Source organism: Thioalkalivibrio sp. ALD1, from assembly GCF_000381245.1.
Taxonomy (GTDB): Bacteria; Pseudomonadota; Gammaproteobacteria; order Ectothiorhodospirales; family Ectothiorhodospiraceae; genus Thioalkalivibrio.
Genome location: NZ_KB906246.1, coordinates 70,191 through 89,497 on the forward strand (window position 1 = coordinate 70,191; position 19,307 = coordinate 89,497).

The 19,307-nt window shown below is 66.4% G+C and carries 20 protein-coding genes; 15 read left to right on the forward strand and 5 right to left on the reverse strand.

Translation table 11 applies throughout. The features are described 5' to 3' along the window. Nucleotides 1-11: 11 nt before the first annotated feature. The 5 genes from F623_RS0110890 to F623_RS0110910 all read right to left on the reverse strand — a co-directional run bounded on the left by F623_RS0110890 (nt 12) and on the right by F623_RS0110910 (nt 4,834). Complete coding sequence (locus F623_RS0110890) at nt 12-1,061, reverse strand: transporter (protein ID WP_018868561.1); 1,050 nt, start codon at nt 1,059-1,061, stop codon at nt 12-14. A 64-nt stretch (nt 1,062-1,125) separates the two neighbouring features. Beyond that, nucleotides 1,126-2,562, reverse strand: a complete 1,437-nt coding sequence (locus tag F623_RS0110895) for a sigma-54 dependent transcriptional regulator (RefSeq protein ID WP_018861608.1) — start codon at nt 2,560-2,562, stop codon at nt 1,126-1,128. A gap of 341 nt (nt 2,563-2,903) precedes the next feature. Continuing rightward, the gene (locus F623_RS0110900; protein WP_018861609.1) at nt 2,904-3,215 is read right to left on the reverse strand and encodes a hypothetical protein; all 312 of its coding nucleotides are present in this window, start codon (nt 3,213-3,215) and stop codon (nt 2,904-2,906) included. A gap of 167 nt (nt 3,216-3,382) precedes the next feature. Next, on the reverse strand, nt 3,383-4,273 hold the full coding sequence (locus tag F623_RS0110905) for a DMT family transporter (RefSeq protein WP_018861610.1): 891 nt from the start codon (nt 4,271-4,273) through the stop codon (nt 3,383-3,385). Nucleotides 4,274-4,318: 45 nt separating this feature from the next. Then, nucleotides 4,319-4,834 carry a hypothetical protein gene (locus tag F623_RS0110910; protein ID WP_019572180.1) on the reverse strand — a complete coding sequence of 172 codons (516 nt, stop codon included), beginning with the start codon at nt 4,832-4,834 and terminating at the stop codon, nt 4,319-4,321. A gap of 425 nt (nt 4,835-5,259) precedes the next feature. On the opposite strand from F623_RS0110910, the gene F623_RS0110915 reads away from it, so the two are divergent. The 15 genes from F623_RS0110915 (at nt 5,260) to F623_RS0110985 (ending at nt 19,292) form a co-directional block, all read left to right on the forward strand. Beyond that, complete coding sequence (locus tag F623_RS0110915; protein ID WP_018861612.1) at nt 5,260-6,135, forward strand: decaprenyl-phosphate phosphoribosyltransferase; 876 nt, start codon at nt 5,260-5,262, stop codon at nt 6,133-6,135. Then, on the forward strand, nt 6,132-7,103 hold the full coding sequence (locus tag F623_RS0110920; RefSeq protein WP_026279387.1) for a lysylphosphatidylglycerol synthase transmembrane domain-containing protein: 972 nt from the start codon (nt 6,132-6,134) through the stop codon (nt 7,101-7,103). Before F623_RS0110915 ends, F623_RS0110920 begins: the two co-directional genes overlap by 4 nt. Further along, entirely contained in the window at nt 7,100-8,398 is a 1,299-nt protein-coding gene (locus F623_RS0110925) for an FAD-binding oxidoreductase (protein WP_018868564.1), read from the forward strand. The genes F623_RS0110920 and F623_RS0110925 overlap by 4 nt, the downstream gene beginning before the upstream one ends. After that, nucleotides 8,395-9,159 carry an SDR family oxidoreductase gene (locus tag F623_RS0110930; RefSeq protein WP_018868565.1) on the forward strand — a complete coding sequence of 255 codons (765 nt, stop codon included), beginning with the start codon at nt 8,395-8,397 and terminating at the stop codon, nt 9,157-9,159. Before F623_RS0110925 ends, F623_RS0110930 begins: the two co-directional genes overlap by 4 nt. Further along, nucleotides 9,159-9,812: an HAD family hydrolase gene (locus F623_RS0110935; RefSeq protein ID WP_018868566.1), complete on the forward strand. Its 654-nt coding sequence runs from the start codon at nt 9,159-9,161 to the stop codon at nt 9,810-9,812. The genes F623_RS0110930 and F623_RS0110935 overlap by 1 nt, the downstream gene beginning before the upstream one ends. Next, nucleotides 9,809-11,320 (forward strand): glycosyltransferase family 39 protein, encoded by a 1,512-nt coding sequence (locus tag F623_RS0110940; RefSeq protein WP_018868567.1) that lies wholly within the window; start codon nt 9,809-9,811, stop codon nt 11,318-11,320. Before F623_RS0110935 ends, F623_RS0110940 begins: the two co-directional genes overlap by 4 nt. Nucleotides 11,321-11,434: 114 nt before the next feature. Beyond that, a complete protein-coding gene (locus tag F623_RS0110945) occupies nt 11,435-11,965 on the forward strand; it encodes an invasion associated locus B family protein (protein ID WP_018861618.1) in 531 nt (176 codons plus the stop codon). Nucleotides 11,966-11,999: 34 nt separating this feature from the next. Beyond that, nucleotides 12,000-12,554, forward strand: a complete 555-nt coding sequence (locus F623_RS0110950) for a Na+/H+ antiporter subunit E (RefSeq protein ID WP_026278682.1) — start codon at nt 12,000-12,002, stop codon at nt 12,552-12,554. After that, complete coding sequence (locus F623_RS0110955) at nt 12,551-12,871, forward strand: monovalent cation/H+ antiporter complex subunit F (RefSeq protein WP_018861620.1); 321 nt, start codon at nt 12,551-12,553, stop codon at nt 12,869-12,871. The genes F623_RS0110950 and F623_RS0110955 overlap by 4 nt, the downstream gene beginning before the upstream one ends. After that, nucleotides 12,861-13,157, forward strand: a complete 297-nt coding sequence (locus F623_RS0110960; protein WP_018861621.1) for a monovalent cation/H(+) antiporter subunit G — start codon at nt 12,861-12,863, stop codon at nt 13,155-13,157. Before F623_RS0110955 ends, F623_RS0110960 begins: the two co-directional genes overlap by 11 nt. Continuing rightward, nucleotides 13,154-14,149, forward strand: a complete 996-nt coding sequence (locus tag F623_RS0110965; RefSeq protein WP_018861622.1) for a hydrogenase subunit MbhD domain-containing protein — start codon at nt 13,154-13,156, stop codon at nt 14,147-14,149. The genes F623_RS0110960 and F623_RS0110965 overlap by 4 nt, the downstream gene beginning before the upstream one ends. Before the next feature lie 19 nt (nt 14,150-14,168). Continuing rightward, a complete protein-coding gene (locus F623_RS0110970; RefSeq protein ID WP_018861623.1) occupies nt 14,169-14,570 on the forward strand; it encodes a sodium:proton antiporter in 402 nt (133 codons plus the stop codon). Next, on the forward strand, nt 14,567-16,051 hold the full coding sequence (locus F623_RS0110975; RefSeq protein ID WP_018861624.1) for a complex I subunit 5 family protein: 1,485 nt from the start codon (nt 14,567-14,569) through the stop codon (nt 16,049-16,051). Before F623_RS0110970 ends, F623_RS0110975 begins: the two co-directional genes overlap by 4 nt. Then, nucleotides 16,048-17,571 (forward strand): complex I subunit 5 family protein, encoded by a 1,524-nt coding sequence (locus F623_RS0110980; protein WP_018861625.1) that lies wholly within the window; start codon nt 16,048-16,050, stop codon nt 17,569-17,571. Before F623_RS0110975 ends, F623_RS0110980 begins: the two co-directional genes overlap by 4 nt. Continuing rightward, entirely contained in the window at nt 17,568-19,292 is a 1,725-nt protein-coding gene (locus F623_RS0110985) for a complex I subunit 5 family protein (protein WP_018861626.1), read from the forward strand. The genes F623_RS0110980 and F623_RS0110985 overlap by 4 nt, the downstream gene beginning before the upstream one ends. Nucleotides 19,293-19,307 lie beyond the last annotated feature (15 nt).

A 19,307-nucleotide genomic window follows, 5' to 3' on the forward strand; every position in this document is an offset into this window, starting at 1 on the left:
GGCAATGTCCCTCAGAAACGGATCGGCACCCGCAGGGTTGCCTGGACATCCGGGGCCGCCTCGGTCGCCCCTACCCCGAGGGAGAAGTTGACACTGGTGCGATCCGTCAACCGGTGCGAGATCCCCCACAGTACGGTCCCGACCTGGCGCCGCCCGAACACGGGTTCGAGTCCGCTATCGTTTTCCACCCGCGTGCGGAATACCGTGCTGTGGTCATAGCCAAAGCTCATCGAGGTGCGGTCATTCAGACTGATGGCCATCCCCAGGCTCATCCCGACTGCATCGCCAGGATTGACCTTGCCATAGCCATCACCCACATCGCGCTCGATATTCCAGAGATAGCTGACATTGGCAAAGATGACCGCCGGGTCGGTGGGATAGATCATCGTCACGCTGGGCTGGATGCTCCAGAACCCGGAACCCGTGGGCTGCTCCAGGAAGATCTCGCCCAGGCGATTGCCCTCGTCGTCGAGAATCTCGCGGCGGGCTACATCGAAGGGCCCCTTCCCGGTTGTGCTCTTGGCCTTGAGGTTACCGATAAAGAACGGCCGGCCACGATCCGCCATGTTGAACTGGTAGGAAAGACCGAATTCGATATCGCCCAGTCCCTGCCCGGTGGAGCCGGTCACGCGCTCCAGTGCGGTCGCCTCAAGGATGTCGCGCCTGCGCACCTGCTGCTCACGGTAGACATAAGGGATCTTCATCCCCACCTCGAGCCGCTCGGTCACGCCATACCGGAAGCTTACGGCCGCGGTCAGCGTGTCGCGCTCTGTCTCGCTGACATCAATCAGGCCAATCGCCAGGGCCGGAACGATGGTGAACCCCTCGATCGATACATCCAGCGAACTACTGTGGACGTACGACAAGGACGGTTCTATGACCCACTGTCCCTTCGGCGTGAGCACGCCCCGATCCGCGAACACGGTCACCTCGGGACCTGAATCGACCGGGGCATCCCCGACGGCCTCCCGCCCCTCCTGACTCATGGCCGGCCCGGCCAGCCCCCAGCATAGCGGCACAACCCCCAACCCACTCCACTTGATCCATCGCTTGTCCACCATCGTTCTCCATGGCCCCAAGGGCCGAACCGTTACGCAAGGACCAGCCTCTTCCCCCACACAACCTTCACGGCGCGTCGGAACGCAGCCCGTGCTTGGCGAGCAAGCGGTAGAGCGTCATCCGGCCCACCCCCAACTGGCGTGCGGCCCGCGAGACGTTGTTGTCGCACTGGCCAAGCGCCTTGATGAGCAATTCCCGTTCGGCATTCGATCGCGCCTCGGCAAGCGTCGGTGGCTTCTCGGCCTGGGCCGGCACCGCGGCCAGTCCAAGATCCTCCGGACGAATCAGGCGTCCTTCCGCCATCGTGACCGCACGCCGCACACGATTGACCAGCTCGCGGACGTTGCCGGGCCAGCTGTAGGCGTGCATCGCCTGCCACGCGGCCTGGGTAAAGCCGCGCAAACGGGGGTTCTGACGACGAAACTGATCGAAGTAAAAACGTCCCAGCTCTTTCAGGTCCGTGCCCCGCTCACGCAGAGGAGGCACATCGAGCTGGATCACATTCAGGCGGTAATAGAGGTCCTGCCGAAACCGACCGGTTTCGACGGCCTTGTCGAGCGCAACGTGGGTCGCCGCGAGGACGCGTACATCCACCTTGATGGACTGTAGTCCACCGAGCCTGACCAGCGTCCCTTCCTGCAGAAAGCGGAGCAGATTGACTTGAAGATCCAGGCTGAGGTCGCCGATCTCGTCCAGCAGCAAGGTACCGCCATGCGCCAGCTCGAACTGCCCGATCTTGCGACGTCCTGCTCCGGTAAAGGCACCTGCCTCGTGCCCAAACAGCTCCGACTGGATCAGTTGTGCCGGCAAGGCGCCACAATTAACCGCGACGAACGGCCCGTTAGCCCGCCGCGAGTGCCGGTGTACCGCCAGCGCGGCCAGCTCCTTCCCGGTCCCGCTCTCTCCCTGAAACAGCACTGGCGCCTCGGAGCCGGCCACCCGTTCAATCTGACGGGCTAACGCCTGCATGGCAGGGCTGTGCCCGATAATAGGGATCGCATCTCCCGGCTCTGCATCCCGAGTCGGGCGCACAGGCCGTGCCTCCAGAGCCGCCATACCGCAGGCCCGCCCAAGGGTGATCTCAAGGCGCGCCTGGTCCAGTGGCAGAGTATGGAAGTCGTAACAGGACTCGCGGATCAGCTCGCGAACGTCATCGTGCAACAGTAAATCCGGGTGCACCAGCGCAATCCACTTCACGTGCTGGTGCGTGTGAACAAGCTCGGTGGCCCAGGGCGGTACCGGGCTCCCCAGGTCCAGGAGCCCAACCCGGATCTTGTCCAGCACCTCGCCGGAAGACCCGGCCGGGCGCGGCACATGGGTCAGCTTCCAGGCATCCGAAAGGCCCGCGAGCGAGTCGCATGCACATCCCCCCGCGTCCATCCACGCCACTTCGCGCACCATGGAGGTCGCGCAGGCGCGCTGCAGCGCATAACGCGATCCGTCGGCATCCCCCCGGGGCAGGAAACCCCCACCATCCACCGACCGCAAAAAGGAACCGTTCAACCTTCGCGATCCGGCCATGCTCGTCCCTATTGTTCCAAACCCCGGCCAATATGCCGATGGACTCCCCCTGAGACAGGGCCGGGGCATTCAACAGCGTCTACGCCGAATATAGGGCAAAAGAACGATCAGAACGGGAAAACGCAGGAGGGAAATTCACCACCCAAAAGAATTAAGATTGAATTTAATATTCGGCATTAATATTCCCAAAAACAAAAACGAAGAAACAAAAACAGGCCGCTACAAGGCGGCCTGTTTTTGTGACCAATTTAAAACTTGTCAATGCCTACACAGCACTCACAATGGGTCAATCACACAACGGGTTTACATCCTGCCGACGCCGATCACCACAGCCAGGTCTCTGGCTGCTCAATGGCCCGGTCTTCGTTGTTTGCCAGCAGCCCCTTGATACAGCGCACCAATAGCCAGATGATCATGAACAGCAACACCAGGAACCCAATGCCGACCGGGGTCAGGATCGCACCCACGACTACACCCAGCAGTCCAATCCAGAACGTACGAATCTGGTATGTGAAATGAGTATCGCTGACAGCGTCTCCATCGTGACGCTTGATGTAAGCAATAATCACTCCCGCGATCGCGGTCAGGGCGGTGAGAAAACTGACCAGGTACAGCACGTACACCACAGTCACCATGGTGCGCTCCTTGCGCGGACCCGGCACGGGACGGCTCACTTCGCTTGGTTCGACTTCCGGTCTTGTTCCCTCGGTCACCTTGCACCTCCCGTTGGCATGGTCAGGCTCATCACAGGCCTCTTGGGCGAGACTAGCACTTTTGATACTGCCCCAGCAGACTCGTGCGTCTACATTGGGCCCGCCCAGACGATCAGCACGATCCCCAGCAGCGCAAACACAAAGCCCGTCAACTGCACGCGTGACATGCGCTCGGCCTGAAACAGGCGGGCCATCAGTGCGGTCGGCGCGGGTGATAGTGCCCCGGCCACTGCAATAATCGACAACAGCCCCATGCGCACGGCCACCACGAAGGCCAGTGTAGCGGCGGCCTGAAACAGCCCCGCCAGCGCCAGCAGAACAAAGGTGGAGCGGCTCATACCGCGTTCGGGCCGCAGGACCAGCATGACCAGGGCCAGCGTAAAGGCCCCGACCGCCGAGGTCGCAACCACGGGCCACAAAGGCGACCCGGTCTGGGCCTGATCGAGAAACACGAACACCAGTCCGAAACAGACCCCCGCGATCACGGCGTTGAGCAGACCCTTGACCGGATGCGCACCCCGGGCCAGCGCCAGCAGACCACGCACCGGTTGATCCAGACGCCGCGGGCTGGCCTTGCGCGCCCCACCCGAGATCATGCCGATCGCGACCACAATCGCGGCAATCCCGACCAGGGCCAGCACCCCGGGCCGCTCGCCGAGCGCCAGCCCGACTCCCAACGGGACCAGCGCGGAGATCACACCGGTAATCGCCGCCACCAGGCCCATGGAGCCCTCTGCCAGCCCGCGGTAGTAGGCGAGGAGGCCGAGCGCCAGCGCCAGTCCGGAGGCACCGCCCCAGAACAGTGCCTGAGGGCCCGGAAAGCCGGCAAGCGGAACGGCAATGAGCAGCAGTACGCCGGTGGCCAGGAGCTGCGAGTAACAGGCCACGACCAGCGCCGGAATACGGCGCGAGGCCAGACCACCAAGAAAATCGCCCGCGCCAAACCCAAGCGCCGTCAGAAGCCCGAGAAAAAACGCCATCAGCGATACCGCCGTCGCGAACGCGGGGCTCGCTGGCGGCGGGCCTTATTCACCTGCCTTTTCGAGCAGCTCCTTCAGACGGTCTTCGTTCGCCGCGGTGTGGATGCCGGTGACGGTGCCCTCGCCGTCGAGCAGGATGACGGTGACCTCTTCCGGAGTATGCGGCATAAAGCCCGCGTCCTCTTCCGAGCGAGTAATCGCGGTGGGGTACTCGCGTGCCTGCATGCGAGGCAGGACGACGTTTTCCATCACATGCGGTGGCATCTGATGAATATCGGCGATATAGATCACCCCGATTTCATTGCGTTGTTCTTCTGTCATTTCACCCAGAACGGCATTGGCGATATCCGCCGGGGCCATCTCCACCGTCTTGAGGATGACGCGCGCCGCGCCCGGGATCTGTAGCGGGTTCCCGTGTTGATCGTTCAGTGTGCGCTCGGGGAAGGTCTCGCCCTCGACGACGTCATCGGCCGAGGCCTCGACGCCACCCTCGCAGCCCGCCAGCAGCAGGGTCGAGGTGGCAAACAGGGCGGCAAGCAAAAGTGCGGGCAATCGTGTCATGGGGATTCCTCCAGGGCTGTGAATCAATGCGCGCCGCGAACAACCGGACGTACGCGGCAAACGCCGCCGATGGTAACGCATCCATTGCGCCAGTAGACTGCAGGGGAAACACTGGTCCATGTACACGCTCGCGCTCGAGTCGCTTTTGCGTGCGAACAAGGCGCGGTGACTGCCGTGCAGTCATTCTGCACAAGGGAGCCGCAACGCCGTGCGCGCGCCCGTTTTTGATGACAACGGGCGGTCGAGCCCCTGCATTGAATGGTTTGTGGGGTTGGTACCCCAGGTTCCCCGATCCTGCGTTGCGCCGCTTGCGGGTAGAACCACTACCCGCTGCGCGACACGCCTTGTCTCGGAAAACCTGGGGTACCAACGCGAGCGTGTACATGGACCAGTGTTTCCCTACGCGAATTTCCAAGGGCCCGCCGATGGTTCAGCCACTGATCAAACTGCTGCGGCCGCACCAGTACATCAAGAACGGGTTTGTCCTGCTGGGCGTCGTGTTCGCCCACGAGTGGGAACCGGCGATGCTGCTGGCCGCCGGGGTCGCCTTTGTCGCGTTTTGTGCAATGGCGAGTGCCGTTTATGTACTGAACGACATCGTCGACGTCGAGGCCGACCGCCAGCATCCGGTCAAGCGCCACCGGCCCATTGCCAGCGGGGCCATTCCGGCCAGTACCGCCTGGGCGATCTTTGCAACGCTGGTGGTGGTCGCGCTCGTACTGGCGGCGTTGGTCAGCACCGGCGTGACCGCACTCGTGCTTGCCTACCTGGTGCTGAACGTCGCCTACTCCTGGTGGCTGAAGCATGTCGTCATCCTGGATGTGTTCAGCATCTCGGCGGGCTTCATGCTGCGCATCCTGGCCGGCACGCTCGGCCTCGGGATCGAGCCCTCGCAGTGGCTGCTGCTGTGCGGCCTGATGCTCACGCTGTTTCTTGGCTTCGCCAAGCGCCGTGCGGAACTGGCGGATACCGCGATCGAGCGGTCCCCCGAGCGCGAGGGCCCGCGCCGTGTACTCAATGACTACAGCGTGGGCCTGGTGGACCAGTTCATCGCGATCAGCGCAGCCTGCACGGTCCTGGCGTACGGGCTTTATACGGTCAGTGCACAGACGATCGACCTGCACGGCACCGACGGGCTGATCTACACCCTGCCGCTCGTAATCTACGGCATCTTCCGCTACCTGTTCCTGCTGCATGCCCGAGGCGGGGGCAACGACACCTCGCGCGACCTGGTCACCGACCCGCACCTGCTCGCGACGGTCGCTGTCTGGCTGGGCGTCACCATCGTCGTACTCGCATGAGCGCAGTGCTGCTGTCCGGCTGGCGCATGCGGGCCGTGATGCTCTCCGTAATCGCGGCGGTCGTGCTGTATCTCGGAGTTGCGCTGTGGGCGGGGGCCACCGAGGTCTGGCATGCCCTCACCCTCGTGGGGATCGGCGGCCTGCTGCTGGCACTGTCGCTCTCATTGGTGAACTATTCGCTGCGTTTCACGCGCTGGCAGCTCTACCTGCGCCGCCTGGGTCACCACGTGCCCCTGCGCGGGAGCGCGCACATCTACCTGGCGGGGTTCGCCCTGACCACCACCCCCGGAAAGACGGGCGAGGCGCTGCGCGGGGTGCTCCTGAAGCGACGCCATGTTCCCTATCCCGACAGCTTCGCGGCCTTTGTCAGCGAGCGTCTGTCGGATCTGATCGCGGTCGTGCTGCTGTCGATGCTGGGCTTCACCCTGGTGGCCAAGGGTGGCTGGCTGATCCTCGGCGGGGCCGGCGCGGTGGCGCTCGCGCTGGTCATCCTGTCGTGGCGCCGACCACTTGCGCGGCTGCAGGCGTGGACGGACCGACCCGGCCAGCGTCTGTGGCGGACCATTCATCACCTGGCGACCGTCCTCCTGCAGGCCCGCCGCTGCCATCGTCCGGCCCTGCTGGCCGGGACGATCCTGCTGAGCGTGGTCGCCTGGAGCGCAGAGGCGCTCGCCTTCTGGTGGATCCTCAACGCGATGGGCTTCGAGGCCAGCTTTGCCTTCGCCGCATTCGTGTTCGCGCTGGCGATGCTGGCCGGCGCGCTGAGCTTCCTGCCCGGCGGGCTCGGCGGGACCGAGGCCGTGATGGTCGGCCTGTTGCTGCTGCACGACATGCCCGCAGCCGATGCGGTTGCCGCGACCATGCTGATCCGCTTCACGACCCTGTGGTTTGCGGTCATCCTGGGCCTGATTGCACTGGGCACCAACCCCGAGGCCCGCGGCCGCGAACAACCGGAGGCTACGGCATGACCACGAGCTGGAACCGCATCCCGCGTGTCGCGCACGCCGCCGAGGTCTCCCTGACCCGGCGCGGCCAGCCCCTGCCCGAGGCTGCGCACCCGCTGCTGGCCCACGGCCTCGGCCGCAGCTACGGCGACGTCTGCCTGAATCCCGGCGGGACCCTGCTGCATACCCGAGACCTCGACCGCTTCATCACCTTCGACACGGACACCGGCCGCATTACCGCCGAGGCCGGTCTGACCCTCGACGACTTGCTGCGCTTCGCGGTCACGCGCGGCTGGTTCGTGCCGGTGGTACCCGGCACACGCTTTGTCACACTCGGAGGCGCCGTGGCCAACGACGTGCACGGCAAAAATCACCACCATGCCGGCAGCTTTGGCGAGCATGTCCGCGCCCTGACCCTGCGCCGCTCCAACGGCGAATGCCTCGAAGTGACCCCCGACGGCACTCCGGACTGGTTCGCCGCGACCGTCGGCGGGCTCGGGCTGACCGGCCTGATCGAGACGGTCACGCTGCAACTCATTCCCGTGCGCACCCCCTGGATGCGCGCCTGGTCGCAGCGCTTCGACAGCCTGGACGAGTTCTGGGAACTGGACGCCCGGGCCGAGCGCGAATGGCCCTACACCGTCGCCTGGATCGACTGCCTGAACCCGGGCCCGCGCGGCGAGGTCGGGCGCGGCATCTACAGCGGGGCACGCCATGCGACCACCGCACCGGCACGCAGCCGATACCGGGAGCCCCGCCGCGCCATCCCGCTGGACCCGCCAGTGTCACTGGTCAACCGCGTGACCCTGCGGCTGTTCAACCAGCTCTATTTCCGCCAGTCCGTACACCCGACCGCCCGCGCCGTCCATCACCTGCCCTGGCTCTTCCCGCTGGACGCGATCCGCCACTGGAACCGCATCTACGGGTACAAGGGTTTTTACCAGTACCAGTGCGTACTGCCTCCGCATGCGCAGAAGGACGGCATGCAGGCGCTGCTCGATACCGTGGCCGCCAGCGGCCAGGGTTCGTTCCTCGCCGTGCTCAAGCGCTTCGGGGATCGCGCGGGACCGGGGATGCTGTCATTCCCCCGACCCGGCGCGACCCTGGCGCTGGATTTCCCCGATCGCGGCAACGACACCGAGCACCTGTTCCGGCGCCTGGACCGCATCGTGCAGGAAGCCGGCGGCGCGCTGTATCCGGCCAAGGATGCGCGCATGTCACCCGAGCTGTTCCGCAGCGGCTTTCCCCGCTGGGAGGAGTTCGCTAGCTTTGTCGACCCCGAATTCTCCTCCGGCTTCTGGCGCAGGGTAACCAAATGAACCGTTTGCAATCCGTCGTGATCCTCGGCGCCACCTCGGCGATCGCCACCGCCGTCGCGCGCGAACTCGCCGAGCACGGCGCCCGACTGTTCCTGGTCGCGCGCGACGGCGAGCGGCTGGAGCCCCTGCTGCAGGATCTGCGCGTACGCGGCGACGATGCCTCCGCCACGCGCATCCTCGGCACGACGGCCGACCTGGCGGACGTCGACGCCCATGCGGACGTATGGGCACAGGCCCAGGAGGCGCTGGGAGACAACATCGATGCGGTGCTGCTGGCCTGGGGCGCGCTGCCGGATCAGGAGGCCTGCAACGTGTCGGTCGCGACCACGCTGGAGGCGATCCACGTGAACGGTACCAGCGCCATCGCCTTCCTGGCCCATATAGCACCCGACTTCGAACAGCGCGGCCGTGGCGTGATCGCCGCCATCGGGTCGGTCGCCGGCGACCGCGGGCGCCAGAGCAACTACGTCTACGGCACTGCCAAGGGCATGCTGGCCACCTATCTCCAGGGGCTGCGCAACCGGCTGTTCTTCAGCGGCGTGGATGTGGTCACGATCAAGCCGGGTTTCGTGCGCACCCCGATGACCGAGGGCTTCAACCGCGCCGGCGCGCTGTGGGCGGAGCCCGAGACGGTCGCGCGCGGGATCGTCAAGGCCATGCGCCGCGGCCGCGATGTCGCCTACCTGCCCTGGATCTGGTGGGGCATCATGACCGTGATCCGCCTGATCCCCGAGTACCTGTTCAAACGCCTGAAGCTGTAATGACGGCTCCGCAACGCATCGTGCTGTTCGACTTCGACGGGACCCTGACGCGGCGCGACAGCCTGTTCCCGTTCCTGCGCTTTGCGCTGGGTACGCCGCGCTTTCTCGCGTCCCTGCCCGGGTGCCTGCCGACACTGGCGGGCTTCGCGCGCGGGCGCATCGCCAACCAGGTCGCCAAGGAGGCCGTGCTCCAGCGGACGATCGGCGGCGCATCCCTGGACGATCTGCAGGCCCGGGGCCGTGCCTTCGCCGATCGCGGGCTGGACCGCTTGCTGCGACCCGTCGGCATGGAACGCCTCAACCATCACCAGGCGGCCGGCGACACCTGCGTGCTGGTCTCGGCCTCGCTGGATCTGTGGCTGCGCCCCTGGGCCGAGCGCCATGGCCTGGCCGACGTGATCTGCTCGCGCCTGGCGGTCGACGATCACGGCTACGTCAGCGGGCATCTGGACGGCACCAACTGCCAGGGCGCGGCCAAGCCCGCCGCGATCGCCAGCTGGCTGGGCCGCTTCGACCCGGAGACGCCCGTCGACCTCTACGCCGCCTACGGTGACAGCGCCGGCGACGAGCCCATGCTGCAGATGGTCACCACGGGTTATCGGCTGCAGGGCGGCCGCTTCGAGCCGACCCAGACGGGCATGCACGAGGCATGAGCGAAGATCGCCTGCCTCCCGGCGCGCCCTGGCTCGTGCGCCACTACGGCGCGGTATTGCTGACCGCCCTGGCCGTCAAGATCCTGATCGCCTGGACTTTGCCGATCACGGGCGACGAGGCGTACTTCCTGATCTGGGGGCAGAACCCCGATCTCGGCTACTACGACCATCCCCCGATGGTGGGCTGGTGGCTGAGCCTGGTGCTCGCGATCTCGGACCACCCGCTCGCGATCCGGGCGCTGGGGATCGCCGTATCCATGGCCCCCGCCCTGCTGATCCTTGCGCTGTGGCATCGCCAGGACCCGGTTCGGGCGCGGCTGGTCTCGCTGATCGCCCTGTTCGTGCCGCTGCTGTTCATCGCGGTACTGACCGCCACGGACACCCCGCTGCTCCTGTTCGGCCTGCTGGCCACCGGTCTGACCTGGCAAGCGCTGCGCACCGGGCGTCCCGGCTGGTTCCTGCTGGCCGGATTCGCTCTGGGCCTGGCCTTCCTGTCGAAGTACTTCGCGGTGCTGCTCGGGATTGCGCTAGGGCTGCATATCCTGCTGTTCGCGCCGCGCCACTGGCGCGGACTGCTGCTGATCATCCTCGGCGTCGTGCCGGCGGTGGCCCTGAACCTGTACTGGAACTGGGACAACTGCTGGTACAACGTGATGTTCAACATCGTGAACCGGCATGGCGGCGACGGGATCGATTCCGCCAACGTGCTCGCCTACGCGGCGATGCTGGTCTATGTGTTCACCCCCTGGCTGCTGTGGTTCATCGCCCGCGAGTTCCGCGCGCTGGGGCCCGGCATCCGCGAACATCACTTCGGGGTCTTCCTGAGCGCCGGGCTGATCCCGCTCGCGGTGTTCGCCCTGCTGGCGCCGTTCAAGAGCATCGGCCTGCACTGGTTGGCGGTGTTCGTGCCCTTCCTGCTGCTGCCCGCCCTGTTCCTGAGCACCCGCTCGCTGAACATCAGCGCCTGGCTCTCGGCCATCCTGGCCGGCGTGCACGCGGCCGTACTCTTGACCATCGCACTGATGCCCGTGGAATGGCTCGAGGGCCACGACCGCTACGGCGATGCGGTCTACTACCTCGCCCCGGAATCCGTGGCCGAGGCCGTGAACGAATATGACCCGGACTGGCACGTGTTCACGCGCAGCTATTCACGCTCCGCGGTCCTCGCCTACTACGCGGGACGCGAGGTCGGGGTATTCGGCTCCGGCTCGCACTATGGCCGCCAGGATGACCTGCTGACCGACTTCCGCGCCCTCGACGGCGAGAATCTGCTGTACGTCGCGACCCGCGGCAAGGTCGACCGGGGCGATCTGGAACCCTTCTTCGACGAGGTCGTGATCCGCCGCCAGTCCATCCGCGGGATCGACTGGGAGATCGCCGAGGGTCGGGGCTTTCGGTATGAGGCCTACCACGAACAGGTGCTGCAGGAGATCCTGGACGACTACTACACCATCCCCACCTGGCTGCCCGAAGGCCGCTGCGACTTCACCGATCGATATAGCCGGTGACCCACCGAACGCCTGTTCGGTATTACGGTCACACAGGCACGCCGATGCGCTTGAACCCGCCGCCATGCGCGTTCAAGCTGACGCGTTTGCCAATGCAATGACGGAGATCCTTACATGAAGCCTTACCTGGCATTCGCTGGTGCGCTGCTACTGGCCATCCCGGGCCTGACCCTGGCCCAGGCCCAGACCGACCCGCAGATGGAAGAGCAGATGCAACAGCAGGAGCCGGAGACCACGACCTATCAGGACTGGGAGGTCGCCTGTATCGAGACTCAGGGTGGCGAACGCTGCCGCATGCAGCAGACGTTGCAGATCCAGGACGAGCAGGCGCAGGGCGCCTACCTGCAGGCTTCACTGTTTCGCGATGGTGACAGCTATATCATCGAGATCCTGCTCCCGCTGGGAGTGGACCTGCGCCCCGGTATCCTGATGCAGGTCAACGACGATGGCGAGGAGGTCGAGGCCCCGTATATCGCATGTGTGGAACAGGGTTGCGTGGCGGGCCATGAGCTCTCCGACAGCCAGTTCAACGCGATGCGTGGCGGTCGCGCGCTGACGGTCGGCTTCTGGCCTCTGCATGGCGAACAGCCGCTGGCCTTCGACGTCTCGCTGATGGGCTTCACCGACGCCAGCGAGCGCCTCTGAGGCTGCCCTTGGCTGCGCCTCGCGGGCCGGTACAATGACCCGTGTGGCAAAGCACAGGGACGCAACGAGCCGAGGCGGCCTGAACCGGGCTCGGGCACGCTGGCGGCGGGCAGCCTGGACTGTCCTGGCCGCCGCTGTCCTGTGGTGGATACTGGCCGGTCTCGATTCTCTGCTGGAACCACTGGCCCTGCTAGCGGTTGTGCTGGCGGGCGCCGCCAGCCTGGTCCTGCCCACCGGCCGACCCCTCGCCATTCGCCCCCGTGCCATTCCGGGTCTGACCGCCTATTTCGTGCGTGCCTCATTCCTCGGCGGCATCGATATTGCCCGCCGTGCGCTGGATCCAAGGCTGCCCATCGCCCCCGATTTCATCGAATATCGGGCGGACCTGCCGCACGGGCCGCCCCTGACACTGTTCATGGCGGTGCTCAGTCTGCTACCCGGGACGCTCAGCGTGCGCCTTGAGGGTCGCCTGTTGACGGTGCATGTACTCGATCGTCACAGCGACCCCGAGAGCGCCCTGCGGGACCTGGAGAAACGGATCCACGCCGCATTCGAAGACCCGCGGCAGGAATCGGGGGGGGACCAGTGATCACCTTCTATCTGATGGCCGCGCTCTTTCTCCTGGCGACGATTCTGCTTGGCCTGATCCGCGTGCTTCGTGGCCCCGGCTCGGGTGACCGCATGCTCGCCGCACAATTGTTCGGAACGACCGGTGTGACCATCCTGTTGCTGCTTTCGATGACGCTGGAGACCCCGGCGCTGGTCGACGTTGCCCTGGTATTTGCGCTACTGGCTGTCGTCGCCGCCGTCGCATTCGTCCGTCAGCATGGCCTGCCGGAGCCCTCGGGCACGCCTGTACACCAGCGCAAGAACGACCAGAAAACGGAGTCAGACGATGATCGCTAACACCCTGACCGTGATCCTGATCCTCGCGGGGCTGGTGTTCTTTGCCGCCGGCACGGCCGGGCTTCTGCGATTCCCCGATGTCTATTCGCGTCTGCACGCCCTGACCAAGGCGGACAACGTCGGGCTGGGTCTGGTCATCCTCGGCCTGATGCTGCAGGCCGCTGGGCCAGCGGACATCCTCAAGCTGCTTCTGATCTGGGTGCTGGTCCTGGCGGCCGGCACCACGGCTGCGCACATGGTGGCGCAACGCACCTGGACCCACGGGGAATTCGAGTCCGATCGATGAGCAACCTGCTCCTGGTCATCTTCGACCTGGTCCTGCTGGCCGGGCTCCTGGGGGTGGCCTGGCGCTGCCTGGCGAGCACCGACCTGTTTCGCGCGGTGGTGCTCTTCATCACCTTCGGGCTATTGCTGGCGCTGGCCTGGGTGCGTCTGGAGGCCCCCGACATCGCACTGGCCGAGGCCGCGATCGGCGCCGGGATCACCGGTGCCCTCTTGTTGGTCACGCTGGAGCGGCTGCGCAGCATCGCGGTCGAGCGCCGCCGCGGGCGGCCCGACCAGCCACCCGACCCCGCCGGCGCCGACGCCCTGCTGCACGCCCTGCATGATCCGCCGCCGCCACGACGGACCTTTGTCCCGGCGCTGAGCTTTGCCCTGGTGGTGGGCGGGCTCATGGTCACCGCCCTGTGGCACCAGCCGGACGCCGTCGGCCTGGAGCCGGTGGTCGACGAACACATGGGCGTCTCGGGCGTGGATCACCCGATCACCGCCGTGTTGCTGAATTTCCGCGCCTACGACACCTTCCTGGAGCTGGCGATCGTGCTGATTGCACTGCTCGGGGCCTGGTCGCTGGGACGCTACGACCGCCTGCCGGCCCGCCCAGCGCCGGGCCCGATCCTCCCCGGCACCCTCCGCCTTCTGGTGCCGGTCGCGATCGTTACGGGCGTGTACATCCTCTGGGCGGGCAGCCATGCCCCGGGCGGAGCGTTTCAGGCGGGGGCGATCCTGGGTGCCGCCGGCATCCTGCTCGTGCTGGCACGGCCGCGCGACCTGCCGATGGCACCGAGTACACCGCTGCGGCTGGGCCTGACCGCAGGGGTGGGCCTGTTCCTGGCGATCGGCATCGTGGGCCTGTTTATCGGCCCGGGTCTGCTCGGCTATCCGCCGGAATGGGCCTATCCGCTGATTATCGTGATCGAGATCGCGGCCACGCTGTCGATCGCGCTCACCCTGGTGGCGCTGTTCATCGCCGGCCGGCCCGCCGGAGACGATCACTGATGGCCGGGGACGCACGCTGATGGAATGGCTCGCCCAGCAGCTGGCCCCAGGCCTGATCTATCCGACGGCGGGCGCACTCCTGTTTGCCCTGGGCCTGTACGGGCTGATCCGCCGCCACCACCTGGTGCTGCGCATCCTGGCGCTGAACATCATGGGTTCCGGGGTGTTCATGGTGCTGCTGGGCATTGCGGCCCGGGGCGAGGGGGCGCCGGACCCGGTCGCGCAGGCCCTCACGCTGACCGGCATTGTGGTCGCGGTCAGCGCGACGGCGTTCGCGCTGGCGCTGGTCGTACGCCTTGCGCGCATCACGGGGCAGGCGATGATGCTGCCGGGTCCGCCGGACGATGAAGCACCGGTGGATGACATCTCGCGCGAGGAGCATGCCCCCTCCGCAGAGTACGAGAGGGAGCATCGCGAATGAGCGAGGCACCCGCCGAGATGCTCCCGCTGGCGATCAGCGGCTTGGTGGCCCTGTCGCTGACGCTTGCGATCCTGGCCACGGTCTGGCCGCGCCAGGCGCACCGGATTGGGGGTTATGGCGCGGTACTGATGGCGGCAGCCGTAGTGGCGCTGAGTGCCCTGTTCGTGGCTGCGGGACCCGAACCGGAGTCCGCGGCCACGCGCGTCGCCCTGGGCGGCTGGGAGGCACCCCTCGGCGTGATGCTGCATCTGGATGGGCTGTCGATGACCCTGCTGGTCCTGACCGGCGTGGTCGGACTGGCGACCAGCCTGTACAGCCTCGGCTACGTGCACGACCCGATCGAACGCCGCCAGTTCTGGCCCCTCTGGCTGTGGCTGTGGGCCGGGTTGAACATGCTGTTGCTGTCCGGCGATGCCTTCAACCTGTACATCTCGCTGGAGGTGGTGTCGCTGTCGGCGGTGGCGCTGGTGGCATTCACCGGTACCGCGGCCGCCGTCTCCGGGGCGATGCGCTATCTGCTGGTCAATATTCTCGGCTCGCTCAGTTTCCTGATGGGGGTCGTGCTCCTGTTCGGAGAACACGGTGTGCTGGATCTGGTGTTGCTAGAGGCGCGCACCGAGATCGGCCCCACCGAGCGCATGGCCGCGGTACTGATGACCGCCGGGCTGATGCTGAAGGCAGCGCTGTTCCCGCTGCATGTCTGGCTCGCCCCCGCACACGGCTCCGCCCCGGCGCCCGTCAGCGCCGTGCTCTCCGGTCTGGTGGTCACCGGCTCGTTCTACCTGATCCTGCGTCTGTGGATGGGACCCTTTGCCCCGCTGGCCACGCCGGCGTTCGGTATCCTGGTGGGCCTGCTCGGCGTAGCCGCGCTGGTCTGGGGCTCGGCCCAAGCCCTGCGGTCCGGGCGCCTGAAATCCATCGTTGCGTATTCGACCGTGGCCCAGTTCGGCTATCTCCTAATCGCGTTCCCGCTGATGCTGATCGAATCGGAGGCGTGGAAAGTCGTGGTGTTCTTCGCCATCGTCCATGCCCTGGCCAAAGCCTCGGTCTTCCTCGCCGCCGGCACACTGCAACACGCGGCCGGGCATGACCGCGTCGCCGAGATGGGCGGGGTCCTGCGCGCCCGCGGGCGGACGGTATTTGCGCTCGGACTGGCCGGGGTCAGCCTGATGGGACTGCCCTTCACCGGCGGCTTCATCGCCAAGTACCTGTTGCTGGAGGCGGGTCTGTCCACGATCCTGGCAGGCAGCCTGATCGGCGTGCTGTGGGTGATCGCGATTGCTGGAGGCGGGTTGCTCGCCGCCGGCTACGTGCTGCGCATGGTAGCCCCAGCCTTTCACCGCGGGGCCCGTGACGCCGGCGAGGCGGTCTCGCCGTGGATGGACTGGGTACCGCTGGGACTGGCCGTGGTCGCGGCCGCCGCCGGGTTCGCCGGCACCCTGACGCTGCACACGCTGACGCTGACGCCGGGGGCGCCATGAGCGACGGCGGCTGGCTGCTCCTCGCCATTCTTTTGAGTTCGCTGGGCCCAGGCCTGGCGATCTTCTTCCTGCCCGAACGGCGCTATGGCCTGCGGACCCTCCTGAACCTCGGCGGGGCCGGGACCAAGCTGGTACTGGTCGGCTGGCTTCTCCTGAGCGTCCTGCGCGGCGATGAATATCAGCTCAGCATCCCGCTGCTGCCAGGGATCGACTTCGTGCTCGCAGCGGACGCTCTGTCGCTGTTGTTCGCCACCCTCTCGGCGGTGCTGTGGTTCGTCACCACCGTGTACGCCATCGGCTATCTGGAAGGTTCACCACGCAGGAGCCGCTTTTTCGGGTTCTTCTCCCTTTGCGTCAGCGCCACGGTCGGGATCGCGCTGTCGGGCAACCTGATCACGCTGCTGATCTTCTACGAGCTGCTGACGCTGGCTACATGGCCACTGGTGGTACACCGCGGCACGCCCGCCGCCCTGCGTGCCGGACGGCTGTATCTTGGCTACACGCTGACCAGCGGGCTGGTGCTGTTCACCGCGATCGTCTGGCTGACCCTGCTGGCCGGGGCCGAGCCGTTCGTGCCGGGTGGCTACCTGGGCGAGCTTGCGACCACGCACGAGACCACGCTCAAGGTCCTGTTCGTTATGCTGATGATCGGATTCGGGGTCAAGGCCGCATTGGTGCCTCTGCACTCCTGGCTGCCGATCGCGATGGTCGCACCCGCCCCCGTCAGTGCATTGCTGCACGCGGTCGCGGTGGTCAAGGCCGGGGCCTTCGGGATCGTGCGGGTGGTGAACGACGTCTACGGCGCCGAGGTCGCGATGGAACTCGGACTCGCCGCGGGGCTGGTGGTGATCGCCGCGATCACCATCCTGTACGGCTCGATCCAGGCCCTGCGCACGGACGACCTGAAGCAGCGGCTGGCCTTTTCCACCGTCAGCCAGGTCTCGTACATCGTGCTGGGTGTTGCGCTGGCCGGGCCGCTGGGGGTCATCGGCGGGCTGGTGCATCTGGTGCATCAGGGGATCACCAAGATCACGCTGTTCTTCTGCGCCGGCAACTTCGCCGAGACTCTTGGCATCCACAAGATCAGCGAACTGGACGGCGTGGGCCGGCGCATGCCGCTGACCATGCTGGCCTTTACCCTGGGCGCCCTGGGCATGATCGGCCTCCCGCCGCTCGCCGGCTTCGTCACCAAGTGGCATCTGGGCCTGGGCGCGCTGGAAGCCCAGTTCCACTGGGTACTGGTCGTGCTGATCGCCAGCAGCCTGCTCAATGCCGCGTACTTCCTGCCGCCGGTGATCCGCGGCTGGCTGGGCGAGCGGCGCACGCCCTGGCACGAGCATCTGGTCGAACATAGCGGCCCCACACGCTTCGAAACCCACTGGATGCTGCTCGTCCCGACGTTGTTCGTCGCAGCGCTGAGCCTGCTCGGTGGTCTGCTGGCGGGGATGAGCCTGAGCCCGCTCGACTGGGTGACCCTGATCGTGGAACGCGACTATTCGATCCCGGGGTTCGCACCATGAACGCCCTGGTCTGGCTCGCGATCCCCCTCATCCCGCTGCTGCTGGCGGTGCTGATCGGCCTGCGGCCGCACCGGACCCGCTTCAACCGGTGGGTCCCGTGGGCGGCATTGCCAGGCCTTGCGGGGGCGGCCTTCGGGGGCGATGTCGAGCCTGCCGCCCTGGACGGTCTGATGCTGAACACCCTGCTGGGGCTGGACCCGCTGGGACAGGCCTTTCTGGCACTGACCTCGGGGCTCTGGCTGGCCGCCGGCCTGTTCGCCCTGAGCGACCGCCAGGATGATCCGCTGCGTCATCGCTTCTACGTGTTCTGGCTGCTGGCGCTGTCCGGGAACCTGGGCCTGATCCTCGCACAGGACGCCCTGAGCTTTTACCTGTTTTTCTCCCTGATGAGCCTGGCGGCCTATGGTCTGGTGGTGCACTCCAATACAGGGGAAGCCTGGCGTGCCGGACACATCTATCTGATTCTGGCAGTCGTCGGCGAAATCCTGTTGTTTGCCGGCTTCGTAATGGCGATCCACCAGACAGGTGGGGATACGCGGTTGACCGCAATCGCCGAGGCACGCCCCGAGGGCTGGGGCCTTGCGCTGCTGGTGCTCGGTTTCGGCATCAAGGCCGGCATGCTTCCACTGCATTTCTGGCTCCCACTGGCCCACCCGGCCGCACCGGTCGCGGCCAGCGCCGTACTGTCGGGGGCGATGATCAAGGCCGGCGTGCTGGGCTGGCTGCGCGTGTTGCCACTAGACGAGACCGGCCATGTGCTGCTCGGCGAGACCCTCGTGCTACTGGGTCTGGCGGCCGCCTTCCTCGCCGCGCTCGCCGGTGTTCTGCAGTCGCGTCCCAAGACTATCCTCGCCTACTCCAGCATCAGCCAGATGGGGCTGATAACGGCCGGGGTCGGACTGGCACTCGTCCTGCCCGACCTGCGGCCCTGGCTGCTGATGGCCGTTACGCTCTACGCCGTGCATCACGGCTTTGCCAAGGGTGCGTTGTTCCTGGCCGCCGGGATGACCGCACAGCGCCCTGCGGGTGGTGCAGGCCGTCTGGCCTTTTTCCTGTTCGCGGCGCTGCCGGCGCTCGCCCTGGCCGGGATGCCAATGACCAGCGGGGCGCTGGCCAAAAACACCCTGAAAGACCCGCTGTACGGCGCCGACCTGGCCGGCTGGATGGCCTACACGGAATTCGCGCTGACGCTCGCGGCTGCTGGCACAACGCTTCTGATGCTGCGCTTTCTCTGGTGCTGGCACCAAGCACAGCAGGACATACAGGCGCCCCCGCGAGCGGACTCCCGCCGCTGGTGGGCCTGGGGCGGCCTGGCGGGCATGTCGCTGGTGTTTCCCCTGCTGGGGATCGCGGTTGCACCGCCGGAGCAGGTGCCGGCCTGGGTTGTGCTGACGGGGCTGAGCCTGGTCTGGCCGATTGGCCTGGGCCTGGTACTGGGTCTGCTGGCCTGGCGATGGCTGCCAGATCGCAATCGCCCATGGCTCCAGGAAGGCGATCTGGTCGTGCCACTGGAGTGGCTCGCGCACGCCAGCCAGCGCCTGTGGCACAGCCGCCCTGCACTGATCGGCATCGGGCGCCACCCGGCGCGCCTGCGCTGGGTTCGCTACCGGCTGCGTGAACGGCTGGAACTGGCCGAGCGCGTACTCACTCGCTGGGAAACCATTGGCCTGCTGTTCGCCGCCGCGATGCTCGGACTCTACCTGACCCTCTGGGCCGGTTAAGGAAACGAGTTTCCT